Raw genomic sequence first — 20067 nt, forward strand, 5'->3', positions numbered from 1 at the left:
CGGGAGCTGCGGCCAGGATGTGGCCCTCCGGGAATCGCGCGAGTCACCCGGGAAGCCGCCGGCTGATCCCATCAAGGCCATGCCCGAGGGACCCTCGGGCAAGACCAGGATCGTGACGCCGGCGGCCGACAGCGACTCGCTGAGTTCCCGGTTGCATGACGTACAGCTCGGCTTGAGGCGTTTGCCGCTCAAGGGGCCGATCGCCACCGCATGCAGATGAATCGCACCAGTGCCCGCCAGAGCGTTCATCGCCGCGATCGGCCGTCTTCCTCAGTCTCCAGCGACCGGACCGGCCTGACGAAGCCTGATTCGTAAGCGTGGACGATGACCTGGGCCCGGTCGCGCAGACCGAGCTTGGCCAGCACCCGGGTGACGTGGGTCTTGACCGTGTGCTCGGTGACCACGAGTTCGGCAGCGATCTCGGCGTTGGACAGCCCGCGCGCGAGCAGCCGCAGGACCTCCCGCTCGCGCGCGGTCAGCCCGTCATAGGGGCGGGGCGCGGGCGGCCGGGTATTGGCGAACTCGGCGATCAGCCTACGGGTGATGCTGGGCGCAAGCAGGGCGTCACCGCGGGCCACGACGCGTACGGCGGTCATCAGCTCGGCCGCCGTCACGTCTTTCAGCAGAAATCCCGACGCCCCTGCGGCCAGCGCGTCGTATACATAGGAGTCCAGATCGAACGTCGTGATCATGATGGCCCGTGTCGGGCCCGAGGCGGCGATCCTGCGTACCGCCTCGATCCCGTTCAGCCTCGGCATCCGGATGTCCATGAGCACGACGTCCGGACTCGTCTCCTGTACCAGGCGTACCGCCTCCAGGCCGTCGGCTGCGGCCCCCACCACGGTCAGGTCTGGTGCGGTGGACAAGATGGCGGTGAACCCCCGCCGTACGGTGTGCTGGTCGTCCGCGACCAACACGCTGATGGACGCCGGAGTGCTCATTCGAGTGGCAGCCCGGCCTGGACCAGGAAGCCGCCGGCCTCCGTGGGCTGGGCGGAGAACCAGCCGCCCAGGCTCAGTGCCCGCTCTCGCATGCCGATCACCCCGTGGCCGCCGGCGCTGCCGGGCGGCTCGGGAACCTCCATCCGCGACGCCTCCCGGGCCGCGTCGTTGACGACACGGATGGCCAGCAGGTTGGGCCGGTACACCAGCTCGATCGACACATGTGAGCCCGGCGCGTGTGTACGAGCGTTGGCCAGGCACTCCTGGACGATCCGGTATGCCGATATGTCCACGGCCCTGGGCAGCTCACGCTCCTCGCCAACCACGTCGAGGTGCACCTCCCCGCCGTCCTGGTCGATCAGCGCGCCCAGCTGAGCCAGCCCCGGTTGGGGCTCGGTCTCGGGCACGCTGGTGATGTCGGTGCGGAGCACTCCCAGTAGCCGCCGCATCTCGGTCAGTGTGTGCCGCGCCGTGGTGGCGATCTCAGCGAACTCCGCCCTGGCGTCGCTGAGATTGGGCACGGTATACGGTGCCGCCTCCGCCTGCACGGCGACCATGGCGATCGAGTGCGCCACCACGTCGTGCATCTCCCGGGCGATCCTCGCTCGTTCGGCCATCGCGGCCTGCTCGCGCTGGGCGGCGATGGCGTGCTCGCTGCCGTCCTTCCGCGCCTCTCTGAGTTCGGTACGGCTGCGCACGAGGTCGGCGATCAGCCCCAAACCGACCACCCCCGCGAGACCGGCGACCATGACGAGAGCGCTCTCGAAGATGGCTCCGGACAGATCGGCCACGCTGAGAAGGGTCGGTTGCATCATGGCGATCGCCAGTCCGAAGACTCCCACGATGATCCAGGCGACCTGTCGGTCGACCAGGCGCAGCAGCGAGTACAGCGTGAGGGCCCCCGAACAGAACACCATAGGCGAGACGTATCCAAATCCCCGGACGAGCATCAGGAGGGTGCCGAAAGCCGTCAGGATCACGGCACCGAAGACCGTCAGGATGATGCTCAGCCACGGCCGCCATCGTCTGAACGCCTGCGGAGCGGTGGCCAGCAGAGCGCCGCTCACGAGGACGAGGTCGAGAAAGGGGTTGTCGAGGTAGCGGTTGGCCAAGCTGTCGAACGTCACCAGAACGGCCAGCGTGAGCCCGATGACGATGTCCAGCGGCGGTATATCCCGTAGGGGCCGGAAATCGATTGTCTTGGAGAGCGCGAGATGCATGCCGATCAGTGTGCTGGGTCCGCTCCGGCGGGCGCGTCAGTCCTTCGTGTGATCTTCTCCTGAGCAGGGCCACAGGAGGCCCACTCCTTGATCATCGATCCATGGTTGCGCCGGACAACGACGAACGTGTCATCGCCGCGGTCCAGCAGGGCCACACCCCGACCCTGCGCGGCGGCGGATCAGCGTAATAGGCCGTGCAGGCGCCGACCGGCCGCAACCGGCAGCGCTGGCATTTCATGGTCGTGACCGAGGCCGAGCAGCGGCGGGCCGTGGCCGACATCTTCCAGCGCGCCCTGCCGCTGGCCACCGGGCAGCCGCTGACCGAACGCGATGTGTGGCGGATGAACTACATTCCGGCTCCACCGAGCGGGTCTTCGACGGCCTGCGGCACCTGGCCGACAACATCCACCGCGTGCCCGCGTTCGTCATCCCAGGCGTGGAAGGACGCACCGACCGAGCCCCGGTCGCCGTACAGGCGGGGGCCTGGGGATCGATCCTTCCGGCCGTGTGGAGCTTCATGCTGGCCGCCAGGGCACGCGGCCTGGGCACGGTGTGGACCACCGCGCAAGGACCGCTCGAACGCGAACTGGCCCAGGTGCTCGGCGTGCCGTACGAGGAGGTCATGCTGGCGGCGTTCATCCCGCTGGCCTTCGCCCTCGGCACCGACTTCAAACCCGCTCCCCGCATCCCGCGCAAGGAGGTCCTGCACTGGGAACGGTGGTGAGCCCACTTGCCAGGCCGCTTGGACCTGGAAACGGTGCACAAACGACCTTGACCTGCAAGGCAGGCGTCTTTCGTGAAGAGAATTCGCGGCGATCCTTAGACGCTCTGGCAGGCACAGGCCGGGCTGTGAGGCCAGGCCTCTTCACAGAAGGGGTCTTCCCTGAAGAGACCTGGCAAGCAAGGGATGGCCTCCGCCCCCTCGGCGTCAACGGATGTGACATCAACCCCGGCTCACCCGGTCGCGGAGTACCGGAAGGCCCACCTTCAAGGACCGGGTCATGCGGTGCCGTGGGGGTTGTCGATGACGTACCGCCATTGGCCGTCGGGGCCGCGGCGGGCGACGTCGGTGGCGGTGCCGCTCAGGTCGACGGTGCTGCCGTCGCAGGCGGTGCCGCGCATCGACCAGTCCACGATGAGCAGGGCGATGTCGCCGGCGACGTACACGTGGCGGGGGCGGGCCTCGATGGGGAGCCCGAAGCTCTGCAGGTGCTGGTTGGCGGCCAGGCGCGCGGCACCGGTGACGGGGTGTCCGGGGACCGGTACGAGCACGGCGTCGTCCTCGTAGACGTGGTCGACGGCCTGGGGGTCGCCGGAGTTCATGGCCGCGACGAATCGTGCGGCGGGGCTGTCGGGGTCGCCGGCGAGGATCACATGCGGCTGCGAAGCGTCATGACTATTCATGACAAAATGATCATATCGGCTCTCGAGGAGAAACGGAACGGTCAGTGGCGCCAGCGTGTGCAGGAAACTGCACACTCGTTTGCGTCTGGCCGCGGCTATGAGAATGGCGTAGCTTCGAATCCAGGCCAGACAGCCTTCCGAGGATGCGGCGGCGGCCGGTGCCGGTGTGCAGCATGGTCGCCATGATGCGCCGGTTGATCTCCAGGCGCACGCGTGATCCGCTCAACACCAGCCCGGTGCGATGGTCGGTCATGGCCAGGACGGCGGAGCCGACAGGATGCCGCTCGGTGGTAGGTGTCGAGCAGCCAGGGCGGGGCCCAGCCATGCAGCGCGGCGGCGAGCTTCCAGCCCAGGTTGACGGCGTCCTGGATGCCGGTGTTCATGCCCTGACCGCCGATGGGCGAGTTCACATGTGCGGCGTCCCCGATCAGGAAGACCCGCCCTGATCGGTAACTGCGGGCCTGCCGGCGCTCGGCGGTGAAAGTGCCACGACGTTGTCCGGCGCCCTCGACCGGTCCACTGGCAGTCAACAGATTTGATCGTCTTCCATCCGCCGGCACGCGCAGCTCCCGGAAACCCATCGCGCACACAGAAAGGGACATTCACACCATGCCCTCCACCGATTCCCCGATCCCGCGCTTCCACCTGGCCGTACCAGTCGACGACCTGACCGCAGCGCGCCGCTTCTACGGCGAGGTGCTCGGTCTGGAGCAGGGCCGCAGCTCCGAGACCTGGGTGGACTGGAACCTGCACGGCCACCAGTTCGTCACCCATCTCGCCCCGGGCCGCGCCCAGCGCATCCACAACCCGGTCGACGGCCACGACGTCCCCGTACCGCACTTCGGCCTCATCCTGACCATCCCGGAATTCCACGTACTCGCCGACCGCCTTCGCGGCGCGGGCGCCGCGTTCGTCATCGAGCCGTACGTACGCTTCGAGGGTGAAGTCGGCGAGCAGTGGACGATGTTCCTGCTCGACCCGGCGGGAAACGCCCTTGAGTTCAAGGCGTTCGCCGACGACTCCCAGGTCTTCGCCACCTGACGACGCACCGTCCCATGCCGCACTCCCGGGGGCGCGCCCCATGCCCCCCGGGAACCCACTACATCCGGGTCCGCGCGTACGCGTGCAGTGCGTCGCGGACGAACGCCGCCCCCGCGGCGTCGTCGTACATGCCGGCGAAGCGGGGATCGTCGACGTACATGTCCCCCAGGCCTTTCACCATCTCGATCGAGCACTCCCGATCACCCTCGGCCGTGGGGGTACCCGGGATCTGGCTCAGCCACCGGACGTGCCGGGCGGCCAGTGACTGAGCGTGTTCCGATGTCGGGCAAACCCCGGCCTTCGCCGCGGCGACCCATGCGGCGACGAGGTCCTCGGTGGCCTGCTTCCAGGCAAGCTGCTGGTCAAGGGTCTTGCCGTGCCACCAGTCGTTGCTCACCTGGAACGCGCGCTCGCCCCAGCGTGAGATCACCTCGTCCTTGTAGTGGTCGTTGAACCCCGCCAACATGACGTCCATCCGCGGTTCCGCCCCCGACTGCAGGGCCTCGAGCGTGTGACGCACAGACCGGATCTGCCGTTCGATGCGGTCCCGTTCCTCCTCCAGTTCGGCGATGTGCACGCGGAGCCCGTCGCACGTGTCCACCTCGTCGGCCAGGACCTTGGCGATGGCCGGCAAGCCCATGCCCAGCCGGCGCATGAGCAGGATCCGCTGTAGCCAGGCGACCGCGGCGGAATTGTAGTAGCGGTACCCGTTCTCGCCGACCCTGGACGGGGCCAGGAGCCCAAAGCGGTCGTAGTGACGCAGGGTGCGACTGGTGATGCCGGCCCTCGCCGCGAGTTCCTGGATCGTCCACTCCATCGTTCCAGTGTCACCCGCGGCGCAGCGTGGCTGCGATGATCTCCGAGCTGTCGGCATGCAGGGCCTGCGCCGCCGTCTGCCCGGTCGCCGCCAGGTAGGTGTCGACCAGCCGGTTGCCCGCGGCGTAACCGGCACCCATCGGCAATCCCACCGGGGTGACACCGAGGTGCTCGGCGCCGGGGTCGCCGTGCACCCAGGCAGTGAAGTTCTGCATGCCTGTCACGTCGAGCCCGGTGAGCACCTTGGCGAAGATCTCGTCGTCGTGCAGGTGCGGCACGCCGATGCGGGCGGGGCCGAGCTCGTCGCCGTAGAGCTGGCGGGCGAAGGCGTCGGCCAGGCCCTCGCCGACGATGTGCTCGCCGACCGTGACGGTCATCGGGTCCCACACAACCCCGCCCGGGCTCCACCGCAGGTTGTGGTGCAGTTCGTGCACGGCGGTAGCCTCCAGCCGCTCCACGTTCTCGGGGAAGGGCCAGAACGTGATGGCGATGTGGCCCGAGATGCCGCCGAACCCGGTCAATCCTTTGCAGGGACCCATGAAGTGTTCGTCACCCGGATCGCCGAGGACGAACAGCACGGTGATGTCCGGGGCCTCCAGCCCCGGCGTCGCCTCCAGCAGTACGGCGAGAGCGTCGTCGAGCGCGCGTTGCATCCGCTCCCAGGCCCCGGCCGCCGCCAGGGTTTCGAGCGCGTCGAGGCAACGCTCCTCGTCGCGGTCGATGGGGAACCCTGACGATTCGAGGTGCACGGCAACCAGGTCGACCTCGCCGGGGTTGTAGCGGTACATGCCCCTGTTGGCCTCCAGCATCGAACGCAGCAGGTCAACGCGGTCCGCGACCGGGGCCAGCAGGATCCGCCTCATGGCGGAGTAGGTGTCAAGAACGGTGATGGACATGGCCCCGATGCTAGAAGTTGACGCAGCGTCAAGGTCAAACCAGCGGCGCTCTTCGTCGAGAAGCGTCCGTGCCGGGTGGCGGTCGCCCAGTTCGCCCCCGGCCTGTGATCGCCATCTCGCCACATCAAACGGAGGTGATCGTGCAAGTCGTGCGCCTGTCAGCTGCCGCTCGTTGAGCCGCCGGTGGACGGCGTGGTCGGCCCGCCGGGTGGTTGCCAGCCGCGGGTGAGGATGCCGAAGATCGTTTCGACGGCGGCGCGGCGGTCTTGGTGGCCTCGCGCGAGGGCGGGGATTTCGAGGACGTATCGGGCGAGGACCGTACAGGCGAGGTCGTCGTGGCCGACGCCGAGTTCGTCGGCGATGGCCGCGGCGAGGGCGTCGGTGTGCCGGGTCCACATGCGTTCGGCGTAGGCGTGCAGCTCCGGCGTAGAGTCCACCAGCTGGGTGAACCCGGCCCGCTGCGGGTGCGTCTCGATGGGCAGCCAGGTATCCAGGACGTGCCGGCGGAGGGCGTCGGGGATGCTCTTGCCGGCGGGCCGCTGCCGTACCGCGGCGACCAGCTCCGCTTCCCGGTCCTCGTCCTGGTCGAAGACGAGGGCTTCCTTGCCGGTGAAGTGCTTGAACACCGTGGTGGTCGACACATCGGCAGCTTCCGCGATGTCGCGGATGCTCACCTGGTCGTAGCCGTGCTCCAGGAAGAGCTCCAGGGCGGCGTCGGCGATCGCTTGACGGGTGGCCGCCTTCTTGCGTTCGCGGCGGCTGACGGGTGACACGGTCATGGGTTGAGCATATCCGCTAGTGGCATCATGAAAATAGTGGCATCAGTTGCTTAGTTGACTCGTTGCACTTTTATACCTAGTGTGCAGCGTGGGAGCCACGAGACCCGAACGGTGCAGGATCCAGGCGTTTCGCCCGTCACCGCTTCCGTTAGCCGTGGGCCTGCCACCACGGACCTGTCTGCGAGGCGCCTGGCCGGAAGACCCGGCTCAGGCGCCCCGAGGTCCCGAGTCCCGCTCTTCACTGACCGAAAGGAATCAGTCATGACGTCTTCTGCGCCCGCCCGCGCCCGCATCGCCATCATCGGCGCCGGGCCCGGCGGCTTGACCTGCGCACGAATCCTGCAGCGGCGCGGTCTGGCGGTCACCGTCCATGACCGCGACAGCGGCCCGAACGCCCGCGATCAGGGTGGCACCCTGGACCTGCACGCCGACAGCGGCCAGATCGCACTGCGCGAAGCCGACCTGCTGGAAGAGTTCTTGGTCCTGGCCCGCCCTGAGGGGCAGGAGATGCGCCAGATGAACCCCGCTGGCGAGATCCTGTTCCATCACGTCCCCGAGGACGGCGAGCTGTTCAAGCCGGAAATCAACCGCGGTGACCTGCGGGACCTGCTGCTGGGCTCGCTGCAGCCGGGAACCGTGCAGTGGGGCCGCGCCCTCGCCTCGATCAGCGGCCCCGCCGACGGGCCGCGCCTGCTGCACTTCGCCGACGGCACGACCCTCGAGACGGACTTGGTCATCGGCGCAGACGGCGCCTTCTCCCGGGTCCGCCCGGCCGTCTCGCCCACCGTCCCGCAGTACAGCGGGGTGAGCTTCCTTGAGGTGTGGTTCTCCGACGTCCAGACCCTGCACCCCGAGATCGCCGAGCTGGTCGGCCAGGGCGGCGCCGCCGCGGCCGACGGCGACCGCGGCATGTTCGCCCAACGCAACAGCAGCGATCACATCCGCGTCTACCTCATCCGGCGCGTCCCGGTCGATTGGATCAAGCGAAGCGGCCTGACCATCGACGACACCGACGCCATCCGCGCCCTGCTCCTTGAGGAGTACGCCAGATGGTCGCCGCGCCTGCGCCAGCTGATCGGCGGCAACGACGGCCTCTACGTCGACCGCCCGATCTTCGCCCTCCCCGTCCCACACACCTGGGCGCACAACCCGACCGTCACCCTGCTCGGCGACGCGGCCCACCTCATGCCCCCGCTCGGCGTCGGCGTCAACCTCGCCATGCTCGACGCCAGCGAGCTCGCCGTCGCTTTGGCGGATTCTGCCACCGTCGCCGACGCCGTCCGCGCCTACGAAAGCACCATGCTGCCCCGCGCTGCCGAGATGGCCAAGCTCCTGGAGGGCGGCACCGAGCAGCTGCTGTCCGACGAGCTGCCCGACTTCGCCCAGGACAACACGCAGCCGTGAACACCACCGACACCAATGATCGACGTGTCCGGTGGACGCTGTTGGGCGACATGCTGGCGATGCTCGACAACACGCTCGTGAGCACGGCGAGGCGCCATGAGCCGCCGCCTGGAGCTGGACGGCGTCCCCCTCACCCCCCTCTACTACGACCCGGCGGGCCCGTCCTGTCCTTCCCGTCCCTCTCGGTGGGCCGACATCGGAAGCTCGGCCGTTGATGGGAGGGCCGCGGCGATGCAGTCGAGGACGCGCTGGAGCCCGTACCGGAACTGGTCGTCGCGGCTCAGGTGAGGCTGGCGCGCCTCCATCACGATCTTGGTGAAGATCGGGTACTCCCCGCTCTTCACCAGCCGCTCGATGTACGGGTAGCTCCGCGCCATCCACTCCGACTCGCTGAGCCCGCTGCGGCGGAATTCCTTGGCCGAGCTGATCTCCTCGCGGACGGTGCCCTCGATGTAGCTGTTCAGCATGGCCATGAGGCCGAGGTTCTCGTCGATGGAGACGAAGGCGTCGAGCACTCCCATCAGCCGTTCGATCAAGAGCAGCTGGTTGGGGCCGAAGCTGGGGAGTGACCGCTGCACGGTGGCGATCCACGGGTGCCTCAGCCACATGGCCCGCAGCCCGTCGGCGTAGCGGGTCAGGTCGGCGCGCCAGTCGCCCGAGGGCATGCCCGTGACGTCGATCTCGCCCATCATCCGGTCGGCCATGAGCTCGACCAGGTTGTCGCGGCTCGGGACGTACCGGTAGAGGGACATCGCGCCGGCGCCGATCTCGGCCGCGATCCGCCGCATGGTGGCGGCCTCCAGCCCCTCGGCGTCGGCGATCCGGACGGCCGCCTCGGTGATCTGCGCGCGGCTGTAGACCGGCTTCGGCCCGCGGGCGGGGCGTTCGGGCCGCATCCAGATGTTCACGTACTCGGCGTCGGCCACCGTCTCCTCCTCCCCAGTTGCGTACATGGTACCCAGTAATCTAACCTGACCCGCAACCGCGTACAACGTACCCAGTGGAGGGGTCATGCCTGATCCGATCGTGGTCGCCGAGGGGCTGCACAAGTCCTTCGGCGACACCCATGCGCTGCGAGGGCTGGACCTGAGCGTTCCGAGAGGAACGGTCTGCGGCGTGCTGGGGCCCAACGGCGCGGGGAAGACGACCGCGGTGCGCATCCTGGCGACCTTGTCCGATCCCGATGCCGGGCACGCCCGCATCGCCGGATACGACGTCGTCCGCGAGGCCGGCCAAGTGCGCGCCAGGATCGGGCTCGCGGGCCAGTACGCCGCCGTGGACGAGAAGCTCACCGGTCGCGGCAACCTGCGCATGTTCGGGCGCCTCTACCACCTGTCCCGGCGACAGGCGCACCGGCGGGCCGACGAACTGCTCGACCGCTTCGGCCTGACGGACGCCGCCGATCGCCAGGTCGCCGGCTACTCCGGCGGCATGCGGCGCCGCCTCGACCTGATCACCTGCCTCATCCTGCGCCCCGAGGTGCTCTTCCTGGACGAGCCGACCACCGGCCTGGACCCGCGCAGCCGCGGCGAGATCTGGGACAGCGTCCGCGAGCTGGTGGCCGACGGCACCACGGTCCTGCTCACCACCCAGTATCTGGACGAGGCCGACCGGCTGGCCGACGCCATCGCCGTCATCGACCACGGGCAGGTGATCGCCACCGGCACTCCCGACGAGCTGAAGGCCACGATCGGGGACCGCCTCGACGTCGTCCTCGAAGACCCCGCCGCGCTGCGTCCGGCGGCGGCCGTACTGAACGCCCTGACCGGGAGCGATCCCACGCTGACGGGCGCCGACCGGCTCAGCGTCGCCCTGCCCGGCGGCGCCCTGCGGCTCGCCGACATCGTGCGCGAGCTCGACCGCGCCGAGGTCGCCGCGGCCGACGTGAGACTGCGCCGCCCCACCCTCGACGAGGTGTTCCTGCGCCTCACCGACCGCAAGGAGCCCGTACGATGACCGCCCTCACCCCACCGCTGGGCCATCGCCTGCGCTGGACGTTCGCCGACGGGCTGACCCTGGTCGGCCGCGAGCTGGGGCGGCTGCGCCAGGAGCCCGGAGAGCTCGTCGCCGCGCTGATCTTCCCGGCCGTCATGGTGGTGCTGTTCGGGTACGTCTTCGGCAGCGCGATCCAGGTGCCGGACGGCGGCGACTACCGCGAGTACCTCATGCCCGGCCTGTTCGCGATGGTGACCTTCTCCTCGCTCATGGGGGTCATGCAGCGGATGGCCTCCGACGCCTCCAAGGGGGTGATGGACCGGTTCCGCTCCATGCCGATGGCGCGCTTGGCGGTGCCGTTCGGGCAGACCGGCGCCGACCTGCTGACCGGCCTGCTGATGCTGGCCATCATGGTGGGCGCGGGCCTGCTGGTGGGCTGGCAGCCGCACCGCGGCCTGATCCCCACGGCCCAGGCGTTCCTGCTGATGATCGTGCTGCGGTACGCGCTGAGCTGGGTGGGCGTCTATGTGGGCCTGGCAGTGAAGAACGACCAGGTCGCCGACGCGATGGTGCCGCTGTTCCTGCCGTTCACGATGCTGTCGAACGCGTTCGTCCCGACCGACGGCATGCCGGGCTGGCTGCGCTTCCTGGCCGACTGGAACCCGGTGAGCGCGCTGACGGCCGCCTCACGGGAGCTGTTCGGCAATCCGGGCACCCCGTCCGGCGACGTGGCCTGGCCACTGGCGCATCCGGTGGCCGCCGTCCTGCTCTGGTCGGCCGCGCTGCTGGTGGTGTTCGTCCCGCTGTCGCTCCGCGCCTACATGCGCAGAGGACGCTGAACGCCCGAGCACCTGCACACCGCTTGTTCTCCTCCGAAAGGCATCAAATGGCACACGACATCCACGAAAAGGTGCAGCAGATCCTGGACTGGGCTGTGGCCGAGGACAGCATTCCCGGCATCGTCGCCGAAGTTCACAACGCCGACGGAACATGGTTCGGCACCGCAGGAGTGGCCGACCTCGCCACCGGGCATCGGCGTCAGCCCGGGGAGTACCTGCACATCGGCAGCTCCGGCAAGGCCTTCACCGCCGCCACCGTGCTGGCCCTGGCCGCCGAAGGCAGGCTGAGCCTCGAGGATCCGGTGAACACATGGCTGCCCGGCGTCATGGAGACGGGCGGCTACGACGGCGACAAGATCACCATTCGACATCTGCTCAACCACACCAGCGGCCTGTTCCTCACCGGCCTCGCACCCGAACTACAGCACAGCATCGCCGCGCAGCCAACCCGCATCTGGACCACCTCAGAGCTGGTGAAGCTCGCGGTGTCCCAGCCGCCGGCCGGCGAGCCGGGCGAGCAGTTCATCTACGCCAACGGCGGCTACTACCTGGCCGGCGCGATCATCGAGAAGGTCACAGGCAACACCTACGCCGCCGAAGTCGAACGCACAGTCATCCGGCCGCTCGGCCTGACCCACACCTACGTACGGCCCGCCGACGCCACAAGCTATCTCCGCCCGCATCCCACGCCCTACGTTGCCGGCGCCCTCAAGGACGGCGTCGACCCGGCGATGCTCACCGCGGAGAACTGGGCGTCAATGATCGACCATGACAAGCCGCCCATCGACGTCACCGCGCTCAACACCTCATGGGGCTGGGCGGCCGGCGGCATCGTCTCCACCACCGAAGACCTGACCCGCTTCCTCAAGGCGATCGCGACCGGCGACCTGCTACCACCGGTTCAGCACCAGGAGATGTGGACCACGGTCGCCAACGACAGCGTCGTCTGGCTGCCGCATGCCCGCTACGGCCTCGGCGTGATCGAGTTCGACAGCGCGGGGATGGACGGCCTGACCGTGCGTGGCGTCAGCGGCACCCTCCCGGGATCCTTCACCCTCGCGCTGAGCACCGACGACGGCCAGCAGAGCGTCGTCATCCACGCCAACATCGAGCCGAAGACCTTGGACATCCCCATCAAGATCATCAAGGCGATGTACGGCGTCACCCTCGGCTGACCGGATGGCCAGAGGAGCCCGCCGCATGCCGCGGTGCGCGGACCGGTTTGCCTCGCGACCTCCCGGGGCGTTGCCATCGTGACGCTCACTGCGGGCGGAGCTGGAGGCAAGGACGCCTCTATCATCGATGCGCTTGACGTGCGGCCTGCTCGGTGACGCGCTCGATGGCCTGGACGGCGACATCGGGCTGATCGACGTAGATGTAGTGCCCGCTGTTGGCGGCCGTGCTCAATGTGCTGCCGCTGGACAGCGCGAGCCACTTGCGCTGTCCAGCGGCCCACGCCTTCTCCAGGCGCGGCCCGTACTCGGGCAGGGCCTGGAGGTACGGCTTGCCGTGCGTGATGACCTCGACCGGGATGTCTCCGGCGGAGCGGACCTTGCCGTCGGTGATGACGATCTTCTCCGGGTTCTGTCCCTGAAAGATCGCGAGGTTCTGCGCGCGCAACTCGGCCGCCGGGCCCTTGGCGGACTCGGGGATCGCCTTCGTGATGTCGCCCAGCATCGTGGGCGGTGTGGCGTCCATCAGGACCAGCCCCTTGACCCGGTCCTGATGGTCGGGGGCGTACCTCGCGGCGATCAGCCCGCCCAGCGAGTGCCCGGCCAGGACGACCGGGCGGTCACCGGCGACGCGGTCGAGCACCCGGGTCAGGATCTTCCCAGTGCTGGAGAAGTCCTGGGGGCCGTCCGGCCGGTCGCTCGCGCCCGCGCCGAGCCGGTCGTAGGAGCAGACCCGGTTCTGTTTGCTCAGCGTCTTCTGGACGGCGGCCAGCTTGTCCAGCCCATCGCCCCCTCCGTGCATCAGCACGATGACCGGCTTGCCTTTCGCCGGGTCGCCGGAACAGGACACGTTCACCGAACGGCCCGCGACCTCGATCTTCTCGGACCCGGAGATCGGGGCGGCATCGGCTGACCGCGTGGCGGAGGCGAAGGGGTCCCAGTTCTCCACCGCGTCGCCATCGCAGCCGGCGACCCCCGCGCCGAGCACGGTGCAGCACAGCGCGGCCGCAACGGATGTCTTGATCTTGCGGAGCATGAGGTCCTCCAGTGAGGGAGTCGACGCGGGGTGAGGCACACGGCGGTGTAGCGGGCAAAGCGGACGGAGCGCCGTGGCTGCGTCGTAACGCTACGGATCGCGCGGTCCGAGATCGTCCCCGCACGGTGGACATGCGCCTGTCCCCCGTGCGAGCTACCGGCGAATGTCCACGGTGCGGGGACGATCCCGGAGCGCCGGATCCCTAGCGTTTGTCGGCGTACCCGCGGCGCACCGGCCGCGGGAGGAGGCAAGGGAGTCGTCATGCGTCTGTTGAAGCAGCTCGTGCCCGTTGCGGCGGTCGCCGCCATCGGCAGCGCGGGCGTGCAGGCAGTGGGGGGAAATCCGTACCTCACCCTGGTCCTCGGTGTCGCGACGGCCGTGCTCGCACTGTTCGTGTACGCCCGCGCGGTGCGGTGGTCCGAGCGCCGCGCACCGGTGGAGGTGGCGGCGCAAGGCGCCGCCCGCGCGATCGCACGAGGGGCGCTGATCGGTGTCGCGCTGTTCGCGGCCGTCATCGTGAACATCGCTCTCGTGGGCGGCTACCGCATCGACGGCCTGGGCTCGCCGGCGGGCGCGGTCGGGCTGCTCGGGTTCATGGCCGCCGCCGCGGTGACGGAGGAGCTGTTGTTTCGCGGCATCCTGTTCAGGATCGTCGAGGAACGCGCAGGAACGTGGACGGCGCTGGCGCTGACAGGCCTGCTGTTCGGCCTGTCGCACCTGTTCAACCCGCACGCCGACCTGTGGGGCGCGATCGCCATCGCGATCGAGGCGGGCGGCATGCTCGCCGCCGCCTACGCCGCCACGCGCACCCTGTGGGTGCCGATCGGTGTGCACTTCGGCTGGAACTTCGCGGCGGCCGGCATCTTCGGCACGGAGGTCTCGGGCAACGGCGCGACGCAGGGGCTGCTACATGGCGTGACGTCGGGCCCTGCCCTGCTCACGGGCGGCGCGTTCGGGCCGGAGGCGAGCCCGTACGCGGTGGTGTTCGGCCTGCTGCTGACGGTCGGGTTCATGTGGCTGGCCCGCCGGCGCGGCAACGTGGTCCCGCTCCGGCGCGGCGCGACCGCTACGCTCGCCCGATGATCGATCTACGGCGGGTCACGGACCTGTGGCGGCGGTGCGACGTCGTGGTCCGGGATCTGCCGTTCGGGCTGCTGCTGGCCGTCGCATCGCTCCTGCCGGCGCTCCACGGCAAGGGGACGCAGGTCGGCGACCTGCCGGCTCGTCCCTTCGACGCGCTGGCGCTCGTGGTGATCGCCCTGGAGTGCCTTCCGCTCGCCGTGCGCCGGCGGTGGCCGGCCGTCTGTCTCGTCCTGGTGTCGCTCGGCTTCGCCCTCGACCAGCTCCACGCCTACCACGTGTTCGCGAGCACCGCGATGCCCATCGCGCTCATCAGCGCGGGCGCCCATCTGGAGCGCCACCGGCGCGTCACCGTACTCCTCCTTTCCATGGCGTACGTGCCGCTGGCGGTCGCGCTCGGCCGGCTCGGCGCGACCGAGAGGCCGGAAGGGTACGTGGTGTTCTACCTGGCGCTGGCGCTCGCGTGGGGCATCGGCGCCTGGCTGCGCTCCACCCGGGCCGCCGAGGCCGAGCGCCGCCGCCACGTCGCCGAGGTCACCCGCGCCGCCGAGCGGACCCGCATCGCCCGCGAGCTTCACGACGTCGTGACCCACCACGTGACGGCCATGGTCGTGCAGGCCGAGGCCGCACGCTACCTGACCGCCGCGCCCGACCGCCTGGACGCGACCCTGAGCGCCGTCACCGACACCGGCCGGCGGGCCATCGCCGACCTGCGGCACATGCTCGACCTCCTCAGGGCCGATCACGACACCGACGTCAGCATGCCGACCGCCGGTGAGCTCCACACGCTCGTGGAGCAGACCCGCCGGGCCGGTCAGCCGGTGGAGTTCACCGAGGAGGGCAGCCCGGCGGAATCGGCGGGCAGCGCCGAGTTCGTGACCTATAGGGTCGTCCAGGAGGCCCTGACGAACGCCCTCAAATACGCTCACGGCAGCCCCACCGTGGTTCGCGTGCGCTACGGCGAGAAGGAGATCAGCGTGGCGGTCAGCACCGACGGCTCCGGCTCCCTGGCCGCCGCCTCTCCCGGCGGAAGCGGGCGCGGCCTGGCCGGGCTCCGCGAGCGGGTCGAAGCCCTCGGCGGCGAGTTCCGGGCCGACCGGCAGGCGGGCGGCGGCTTCCTCGTACGGGCCATCATCCCTGCGGGGAGCCCGTCGTGACCGCGCCGATCCGGGTCCTGGTCTGCGACGACCAGGCGCTGATCCGCACCGGCTTCGCGACGATCATCGACGCGCAGCCCGACATGGAGGTGGTGGGCGAGTGCGGCGACGGCCGCGCCGCTGTCGACCTCGCCCGGCGCCTGAGCCCCGACATCGTGGTGATGGACGTGCGGATGCCGGTGCTCGACGGCATCGAGGCGACCCGCCTGCTGGCCGGCGCCGGGGTGGAGCATCCGGTCAAGGTGCTCGTGGTAACCACCTTCAACCTGGACGAGTACGTCTACGAGGCGCTGCGCGCGGGGGCCGGCGGCTTCCTGCTCAAGGACGCTCCACCGGCGCAGCTCCTGCACGGCATCCGCACCGTCGCGACCGGCGCCGCGCTGCTGGCCCCCGAGGTGACCCGGCAGCTCGTCGGCAGGTACGCCTCCAGGATCCGCCCCACCGAGGGCACCCCGGACGACACCGCGCTGACACCGCGCGAGCTGGAGGTGCTGCGCCTGATCGCCGACGGCCAGTCCAACAGCGAGATCGCCGCCACCCTGGTGATCAGCCAGGAGACCGTCAAGACGTACGTGTCGCGTATCCTCACCAAGCTCGGCCTGCGCGACCGCGTGCAGGCGGTGGTCTACGCCTACCGCAGGGGCCTGGTGACCTGAGACACACCGCCCGGAAACCTTGATGGGGCGAGGCCGCCAGACATCAGGAACTGACCGTGGCCCTATTCGCCCATCAGCACGCCGCCGTCGGCCCGGCTGCGGCATGTGTGCGGGCCGAGACGACGTTGAGCAGGTTGACGAGTCGATCGAGCTGTTCCGGGTCCAGGCGGCCGGTCGTGGGCGCCAGGGCGCGCCGGATGTCGTCCTCCAGGCGTTTGGCGAGTTCGAGCCCGGCTGGGGTCATGTACACCTCGACCACCCGGCCGTCCTCGGGGTTCTTGCCGCGTGTCAGCAACCCCCGGCGCTGGGCGCGGTCGATGAGGCCGGACATCGTGGACTTGTCCAGGCCGAGGTAGGCGGCCAGTTCGGTGACGCGGGCGCGGCGGTCGCGGAGGATGCCGAGCACCCGTAGCTGGGTGAGCGACAAATCGTGCTCGCCGCCGATGCGGGTCAGCACGCCTGCCACCTCGAAGGTGGTCCGGACGAGGGCGTCCACGACATCGTCGGTGGCGGTCATGCTGTCATGCTAGTCCGGAATGGTTGGCAATACCAACCATGCATGAGCGAGGAAGGTCGGCACCGCCGCCGCCCGGGGACGCCTCGCGACCCGATGCCGCGCCAGGTGATCGACGGATCGACGTACGGGCCCACGCCGTACCCCTCGCCCAGGTCGCGCAGGCGTGGACCGCCGAGACCGACGACCGCATCGTTCTCGTCCCCTAGCCGTCACTTCCAAGGAGAAAGCCATGACTTCGCTGAGCAGCAGGAGACGGGCCCTGGTCGTTGGTCTCGGCGCCAGCGGCATCGCCACGGCGATCGGCCTTCGGCGCATCGGCTGGGATCCGGTGATCGTGGAGAGAGCGCCGGGCCGCCGATCGGGCGGCTACTTTGTCGTGTTGTTCGTCGCCGGCCAGGCCGCCGCGCGTCGTCACCCCCGGCAACCAGCGGCAGATCGCCCTCCGGCCGGTCATGGCGCGCAGCCTCCGGCTCCCAGTGATCGGCAATGCCTTGCGCTCCCTGCGAAGCAGCAGCAAGTCCATCCGAGCAAGGGAACTGGACATCGCCTACGCCGGATGACAAGAGCCCGGTCCGCATACACGCACTCAGACGGTGATGCCCCGCCCGGACAGCGATGTCGGCGCGGCTCATCGCCGAGCCGAGCCGGTCGTGGCCGAGGAACCCGGAGCGGACGCGGCCGGTGGCGGGTGTGCGCAGCGGGCGCAGGGCACCGTCGCGGATGATCTCCGGCAGGGCGAAGTTGTGGCGCCCCAGGGAAGAACGTGCACGGCGCCTACAACTTCCTGCTTCCCGATCTGGCCTCCGGCACCATCCGCGACCTGCGCGATCCGGACGGCGCCGAAGACGACGAGATCTGACCGTCACCCTGGCGGGCGGGCTTCGATCACGCGGTCTGGCTCCTCTGACCAGGCGATGTCTCCGGACAGGGTGTGCCCTTCACAGTGCTCGCGGCGACATCCGTCACGCGGGTTCGGTGTGGCCCCGCCGCCCCGGTGGGCGGAGGGACCAAGACCTGCCGGGAACCGATCTATCCGAGCACCGGGTAGTTCGCGCGGAACACGTTGTGCGGGTCACGGGCGCGCTTGATCTCCCGCAGCCGCGCGAGCGCGCTGCCGGAGAAGGACTTCGCCGCCGTGTCACCGGGGGACAGCACGGTGTACGGCTTGCGGCCGCTGATGTAGGCCTCCAGGTCGGCCACGACCTCGGCCTGCTTGGCGCGCGTCGCATCGGCCGCGTGCGGCAGGCCGAGGCCCACCAGGCCGAGCAGGTACGGCTCAGCCACAGCGCCGCTCGCACCGGCCCCGCCGCCCGGCTCGGCGAGCGCCCCGCCCAGGTGCCTGATCTGCACGTTGATGAGCGGTTCGACCGGCTTGGCCAGCAGGAGCTCCACCGCGTCCGCGTCCAGGCCGGTGAGCAACTCCGCACGAGCGATGGATGGGGCCGGATCGGTGGGCTCGGCGGCGATGCCCCCCAGGTCGGCAACCGGGACGACGCCGCGGCTGTCGGAGATCGCGCCCTCGATCTTGTCGATGCGCGCCAGCAGGTCCTGCCCCTGAGCCGCCTCACCCAGGTAGGCCAGATCCAGCGTCACCATCGGCGGCGCGCCGGGGGGCTGGAGCCGGTTGATCCAGACACTGAGTTCACGCGGCGCCTCGGCGGTGATCTCCAGGAACGCGTCGTACACCTCCCTGGTCCGGTGCTCCGGCCAGATCACACGCCCGCCGTACAGGACTGGCGCGGGATACAGCTCGAGTTCGAGGGCGGTCACCACCGCGAAGTCCCCGCCACCGCCGCGCAGCGCCCAGAACAGCTCGGGATCGGACTCGGCGGTCACCCGGCCGGGCTCGCCGTCGGCGTCCACGATGTCGATAGCCCGCACGCTGTCGGAGGCCAAGCCGTACTTGCGGCTGAACCAGCCGACCCCACCGCCCAGGGTGTAGCCGGTCACGCTGACCCCCGGCGCGCTGCCGGCCAGCCCAGTCAGACCCAGCGGACCGGCCGCCGCCAGCACCTGCCCCCACTTCACGCCCGCGCCCACCCGGACCACGCGCTCCTGCGCGCGTACCTCCACCTCGTTCAGCAGGCCGGTACGCAACAGGATCAGGCCTTCCACATCACCCGAGGCGCCATGTCCGCTCGGCTGCGCGGTCACCGTCATACCCGCCCGCCGCGCGTAACGCACGAGCGCCGCCACGTCATCGGCATCCGCGGCCTCCGCCACGGCCGCCACCGGCTGCCTGACGGTCAGATTCCACGCGGTGGCCGCCTGTTCAAAGCCGTCGTCATCGGCCAGGAGCACGCGCCCCTTCAGGACACCGCGCAAATCGTTGATCGTCATCGTCGTCTCCCTTTTTCGAGTTCTCAGAACATGCGAAGGAATACCGTGCTGCGCCCTGACCGCGCTGTTCTGGTCCAGCTCGACCGGCTGCTGGATGGCGGGACGCTTCGAAGAGCTCCGGTCGCCGGACCGCGTGGTTACGCGATGAGCAGGAGCGCGCTGATCGTCGGCATCACCACGGCGGTGGCGCCGTGGATGCCGTAGGCGACCGCCTTGGGCCCGTTGCTGCGCAGCACGATCACCGCGTCGCCGACGGGTATGGCGCTGGCGGCCAGCATGAACCAGCCCAACAGGTGGGTCGTCCCGCCGGCCAGCACGATGAAGATGGACAGCCCTGAGGCGGTGTCGCGCACGCGAACGCCGACACGCGCCAAGGTGGCGTCAGGCGGGCTGCGGGGCGGCTGTCGCCGGAGCGGCCGCGACCTTGCGGGTCTCGCGCATCATCAGCAGGCCGTTGACCACCATCAGCGTCGCGGTCAGGCCGTGGACGCCGAGCGCGGTGGCCACGGAGCCGTGGTGGGCCAGCACGGTGGTCATGTCGCCGTACGCGGCGAGGGCCTCCACCAGCAGCACCCAGCCCAGCGCCCGGCGGTGGCCCGTCACCAGCAGGATGCCCAGGACCAGGGCCAAGACGACGTCGCGGATTCCCTTGATGATCAGGAAGCCGCCGCCGTCGCCGGACGGCCAGCTCGGCAGGCCGAAGCCCGGCGCCACCGTCTCCGGCCTCAGGATGAACTCCACCCCGAACCAGAGGATGAAGAGGATGAAGGCGGCGGCCACGACGGTGTTGATCTTCTTCAGTGACATTGTTCTTCTCCTGCGCGTCCTTTGTGA

23 protein-coding genes and 1 pseudogene are annotated in these 20067 nt (G+C 69.7%); 9 read left to right on the forward strand and 15 right to left on the reverse strand.

The genetic code is table 11. The features are described from left to right. Positions 1–245: 245 nt before the first annotated feature. Together ABFX55_RS04805 and ABFX55_RS04810 are read right to left on the reverse strand one after the other, a co-directional pair. Positions 246–941, reverse strand: coding sequence for a response regulator (locus tag ABFX55_RS04805; RefSeq protein WP_346117979.1), 696 nt, complete (start codon positions 939–941; stop codon positions 246–248). Then, positions 938–2161 (reverse strand): sensor histidine kinase, encoded by a 1224-nt coding sequence (locus ABFX55_RS04810; protein WP_346117981.1) that lies wholly within the window; start codon positions 2159–2161, stop codon positions 938–940. Before ABFX55_RS04810 ends, ABFX55_RS04805 begins: the two co-directional genes overlap by 4 nt. A 334-nt stretch (positions 2162–2495) precedes the next feature. Between ABFX55_RS04810 and ABFX55_RS04815 the strand changes: the two genes are divergently transcribed. Continuing rightward, positions 2496–2885, forward strand: coding sequence for a nitroreductase family protein (locus tag ABFX55_RS04815; protein ID WP_346117983.1), 390 nt, complete (start codon positions 2496–2498; stop codon positions 2883–2885). Between the two features lie 275 nt (positions 2886–3160). On the opposite strand, the gene ABFX55_RS04820 is transcribed toward ABFX55_RS04815, so the two are convergent. From ABFX55_RS04820 to ABFX55_RS04830, 3 genes and pseudogenes are all read right to left on the reverse strand, one after another. Continuing rightward, positions 3161–3565, reverse strand: a complete 405-nt coding sequence (locus tag ABFX55_RS04820; protein WP_346117985.1) for a YybH family protein — start codon at positions 3563–3565, stop codon at positions 3161–3163. Between the two features lie 10 nt (positions 3566–3575). After that, on the reverse strand, positions 3576–3818 hold the full coding sequence (locus tag ABFX55_RS04825) for a hypothetical protein (RefSeq protein ID WP_346118315.1): 243 nt from the start codon (positions 3816–3818) through the stop codon (positions 3576–3578). 2 nt (positions 3819–3820) lie between these two features. Further along, positions 3821–4047, reverse strand: a pseudogene (locus ABFX55_RS04830) (FAD-dependent monooxygenase); the annotation flags it as partial. Between the two features lie 127 nt (positions 4048–4174). Between ABFX55_RS04830 and ABFX55_RS04835 the strand changes: the two are divergent. After that, positions 4175–4606, forward strand: coding sequence for a VOC family protein (locus ABFX55_RS04835; protein WP_346117987.1), 432 nt, complete (start codon positions 4175–4177; stop codon positions 4604–4606). 58 nt (positions 4607–4664) lie between these two features. On the opposite strand, the gene ABFX55_RS04840 is transcribed toward ABFX55_RS04835, so the two are convergent. From ABFX55_RS04840 to ABFX55_RS04850, 3 genes are all read right to left on the reverse strand, one after another. Beyond that, complete coding sequence (locus ABFX55_RS04840; protein WP_346117989.1) at positions 4665–5423, reverse strand: MerR family transcriptional regulator; 759 nt, start codon at positions 5421–5423, stop codon at positions 4665–4667. A 10-nt stretch (positions 5424–5433) separates the two neighbouring features. Further along, positions 5434–6318 (reverse strand): DUF2268 domain-containing putative Zn-dependent protease, encoded by an 885-nt coding sequence (locus tag ABFX55_RS04845; protein ID WP_346117991.1) that lies wholly within the window; start codon positions 6316–6318, stop codon positions 5434–5436. A 158-nt stretch (positions 6319–6476) separates the two neighbouring features. Next, a complete protein-coding gene (locus ABFX55_RS04850) occupies positions 6477–7097 on the reverse strand; it encodes a TetR/AcrR family transcriptional regulator (protein ID WP_346117993.1) in 621 nt (206 codons plus the stop codon). 261 nt (positions 7098–7358) lie between these two features. On the opposite strand from ABFX55_RS04850, the gene ABFX55_RS04855 reads away from it, so the two are divergent. Next, positions 7359–8501, forward strand: coding sequence for an FAD-dependent oxidoreductase (locus tag ABFX55_RS04855; protein ID WP_346117995.1), 1143 nt, complete (start codon positions 7359–7361; stop codon positions 8499–8501). 143 nt (positions 8502–8644) lie between these two features. Here the strand turns inward: ABFX55_RS04855 and ABFX55_RS04860 are convergent, their stop codons facing one another. Next, positions 8645–9454 (reverse strand): TetR/AcrR family transcriptional regulator, encoded by an 810-nt coding sequence (locus ABFX55_RS04860; RefSeq protein WP_346117997.1) that lies wholly within the window; start codon positions 9452–9454, stop codon positions 8645–8647. A gap of 58 nt (positions 9455–9512) precedes the next feature. Between ABFX55_RS04860 and ABFX55_RS04865 the strand changes: the two genes are divergently transcribed. From ABFX55_RS04865 to ABFX55_RS04875, 3 genes are read left to right on the forward strand one after another with little or no spacing between them, the layout of a single operon-like run. Further along, positions 9513–10457 (forward strand): ATP-binding cassette domain-containing protein, encoded by a 945-nt coding sequence (locus tag ABFX55_RS04865; protein ID WP_346117998.1) that lies wholly within the window; start codon positions 9513–9515, stop codon positions 10455–10457. Then, positions 10454–11275 (forward strand): ABC transporter permease, encoded by an 822-nt coding sequence (locus ABFX55_RS04870; protein WP_346118000.1) that lies wholly within the window; start codon positions 10454–10456, stop codon positions 11273–11275. The genes ABFX55_RS04865 and ABFX55_RS04870 overlap by 4 nt, the downstream gene beginning before the upstream one ends. 47 nt (positions 11276–11322) lie before the next feature. Further along, entirely contained in the window at positions 11323–12450 is a 1128-nt protein-coding gene (locus tag ABFX55_RS04875) for a serine hydrolase domain-containing protein (RefSeq protein ID WP_346118002.1), read from the forward strand. Between the two features lie 121 nt (positions 12451–12571). Here the strand turns inward: ABFX55_RS04875 and ABFX55_RS04880 are convergent, their stop codons facing one another. Further along, positions 12572–13483 carry an alpha/beta fold hydrolase gene (locus ABFX55_RS04880; RefSeq protein ID WP_346118004.1) on the reverse strand — a complete coding sequence of 304 codons (912 nt, stop codon included), beginning with the start codon at positions 13481–13483 and terminating at the stop codon, positions 12572–12574. 261 nt (positions 13484–13744) lie between these two features. Between ABFX55_RS04880 and ABFX55_RS04885 the strand changes: the two genes are divergently transcribed. From ABFX55_RS04885 to ABFX55_RS04895, 3 genes are read left to right on the forward strand one after another with little or no spacing between them, the layout of a single operon-like run. Beyond that, entirely contained in the window at positions 13745–14566 is an 822-nt protein-coding gene (locus ABFX55_RS04885; RefSeq protein WP_346118005.1) for a CPBP family intramembrane glutamic endopeptidase, read from the forward strand. After that, complete coding sequence (locus ABFX55_RS04890) at positions 14563–15720, forward strand: histidine kinase (RefSeq protein ID WP_346118007.1); 1158 nt, start codon at positions 14563–14565, stop codon at positions 15718–15720. Before ABFX55_RS04885 ends, ABFX55_RS04890 begins: the two co-directional genes overlap by 4 nt. Then, entirely contained in the window at positions 15717–16376 is a 660-nt protein-coding gene (locus tag ABFX55_RS04895; RefSeq protein ID WP_346118009.1) for a response regulator, read from the forward strand. Before ABFX55_RS04890 ends, ABFX55_RS04895 begins: the two co-directional genes overlap by 4 nt. Before the next feature lie 73 nt (positions 16377–16449). On the opposite strand, the gene ABFX55_RS04900 is transcribed toward ABFX55_RS04895, so the two are convergent. The 5 genes from ABFX55_RS04900 to ABFX55_RS04920 form a co-directional block, all read right to left on the reverse strand. Then, positions 16450–16893, reverse strand: coding sequence for a MarR family winged helix-turn-helix transcriptional regulator (locus ABFX55_RS04900; RefSeq protein WP_346118011.1), 444 nt, complete (start codon positions 16891–16893; stop codon positions 16450–16452). Positions 16894–17095: 202 nt separating this feature from the next. Then, positions 17096–17416, reverse strand: a complete 321-nt coding sequence (locus ABFX55_RS04905; RefSeq protein ID WP_346118012.1) for a hypothetical protein — start codon at positions 17414–17416, stop codon at positions 17096–17098. 506 nt (positions 17417–17922) lie between these two features. After that, complete coding sequence (locus ABFX55_RS04910) at positions 17923–19233, reverse strand: FAD-binding oxidoreductase (RefSeq protein ID WP_346118014.1); 1311 nt, start codon at positions 19231–19233, stop codon at positions 17923–17925. A 137-nt stretch (positions 19234–19370) separates the two neighbouring features. Beyond that, positions 19371–19586, reverse strand: coding sequence for a DUF4267 domain-containing protein (locus ABFX55_RS04915; RefSeq protein ID WP_346118016.1), 216 nt, complete (start codon positions 19584–19586; stop codon positions 19371–19373). 28 nt (positions 19587–19614) lie between these two features. Further along, on the reverse strand, positions 19615–20040 hold the full coding sequence (locus ABFX55_RS04920) for a DUF4267 domain-containing protein (protein WP_346118017.1): 426 nt from the start codon (positions 20038–20040) through the stop codon (positions 19615–19617). Positions 20041–20067 lie beyond the last annotated feature (27 nt).

Source organism: Nonomuraea roseola (assembly GCF_039535395.1).
Lineage (GTDB): Bacteria > Actinomycetota > Actinomycetes > Streptosporangiales > Streptosporangiaceae > Nonomuraea > Nonomuraea roseola.

What these genes read in the sequence shown, in the direction of transcription:
- ABFX55_RS04805 (WP_346117979.1), bottom strand. Translation starts at nt 941, where the DNA reads ATGAGCACTCCGGCGTCCATCAGCGTGTTGGTCGCGGACGACCAGCAC.
- ABFX55_RS04810 (WP_346117981.1), bottom strand. Translation starts at nt 2,161, where the DNA reads ATGCATCTCGCGCTCTCCAAGACAATCGATTTCCGGCCCCTACGGGAT.
- ABFX55_RS04820 (WP_346117985.1), bottom strand. Translation starts at nt 3,565, where the DNA reads ATGAATAGTCATGACGCTTCGCAGCCGCATGTGATCCTCGCCGGCGAC.
- ABFX55_RS04825 (WP_346118315.1), bottom strand. Translation starts at nt 3,818, where the DNA reads ATGACCGACCATCGCACCGGGCTGGTGTTGAGCGGATCACGCGTGCGC.
- ABFX55_RS04835 (WP_346117987.1), top strand. Translation starts at nt 4,175, where the DNA reads ATGCCCTCCACCGATTCCCCGATCCCGCGCTTCCACCTGGCCGTACCA.
- ABFX55_RS04840 (WP_346117989.1), bottom strand. Translation starts at nt 5,423, where the DNA reads ATGGAGTGGACGATCCAGGAACTCGCGGCGAGGGCCGGCATCACCAGT.
- ABFX55_RS04845 (WP_346117991.1), bottom strand. Translation starts at nt 6,318, where the DNA reads ATGTCCATCACCGTTCTTGACACCTACTCCGCCATGAGGCGGATCCTG.
- ABFX55_RS04850 (WP_346117993.1), bottom strand. Translation starts at nt 7,097, where the DNA reads ATGACCGTGTCACCCGTCAGCCGCCGCGAACGCAAGAAGGCGGCCACC.
- ABFX55_RS04855 (WP_346117995.1), top strand. Translation starts at nt 7,359, where the DNA reads ATGACGTCTTCTGCGCCCGCCCGCGCCCGCATCGCCATCATCGGCGCC.
- ABFX55_RS04860 (WP_346117997.1), bottom strand. Translation starts at nt 9,454, where the DNA reads ATGTACGCAACTGGGGAGGAGGAGACGGTGGCCGACGCCGAGTACGTG.
- ABFX55_RS04865 (WP_346117998.1), top strand. Translation starts at nt 9,513, where the DNA reads ATGCCTGATCCGATCGTGGTCGCCGAGGGGCTGCACAAGTCCTTCGGC.
- ABFX55_RS04870 (WP_346118000.1), top strand. Translation starts at nt 10,454, where the DNA reads ATGACCGCCCTCACCCCACCGCTGGGCCATCGCCTGCGCTGGACGTTC.
- ABFX55_RS04875 (WP_346118002.1), top strand. Translation starts at nt 11,323, where the DNA reads ATGGCACACGACATCCACGAAAAGGTGCAGCAGATCCTGGACTGGGCT.
- ABFX55_RS04880 (WP_346118004.1), bottom strand. Translation starts at nt 13,483, where the DNA reads ATGCTCCGCAAGATCAAGACATCCGTTGCGGCCGCGCTGTGCTGCACC.
- ABFX55_RS04885 (WP_346118005.1), top strand. Translation starts at nt 13,745, where the DNA reads ATGCGTCTGTTGAAGCAGCTCGTGCCCGTTGCGGCGGTCGCCGCCATC.
- ABFX55_RS04890 (WP_346118007.1), top strand. Translation starts at nt 14,563, where the DNA reads ATGATCGATCTACGGCGGGTCACGGACCTGTGGCGGCGGTGCGACGTC.
- ABFX55_RS04900 (WP_346118011.1), bottom strand. Translation starts at nt 16,893, where the DNA reads ATGACCGCCACCGACGATGTCGTGGACGCCCTCGTCCGGACCACCTTC.
- ABFX55_RS04905 (WP_346118012.1), bottom strand. Translation starts at nt 17,416, where the DNA reads ATGGACTTGCTGCTGCTTCGCAGGGAGCGCAAGGCATTGCCGATCACT.
- ABFX55_RS04910 (WP_346118014.1), bottom strand. Translation starts at nt 19,233, where the DNA reads ATGACGATCAACGATTTGCGCGGTGTCCTGAAGGGGCGCGTGCTCCTG.
- ABFX55_RS04920 (WP_346118017.1), bottom strand. Translation starts at nt 20,040, where the DNA reads ATGTCACTGAAGAAGATCAACACCGTCGTGGCCGCCGCCTTCATCCTC.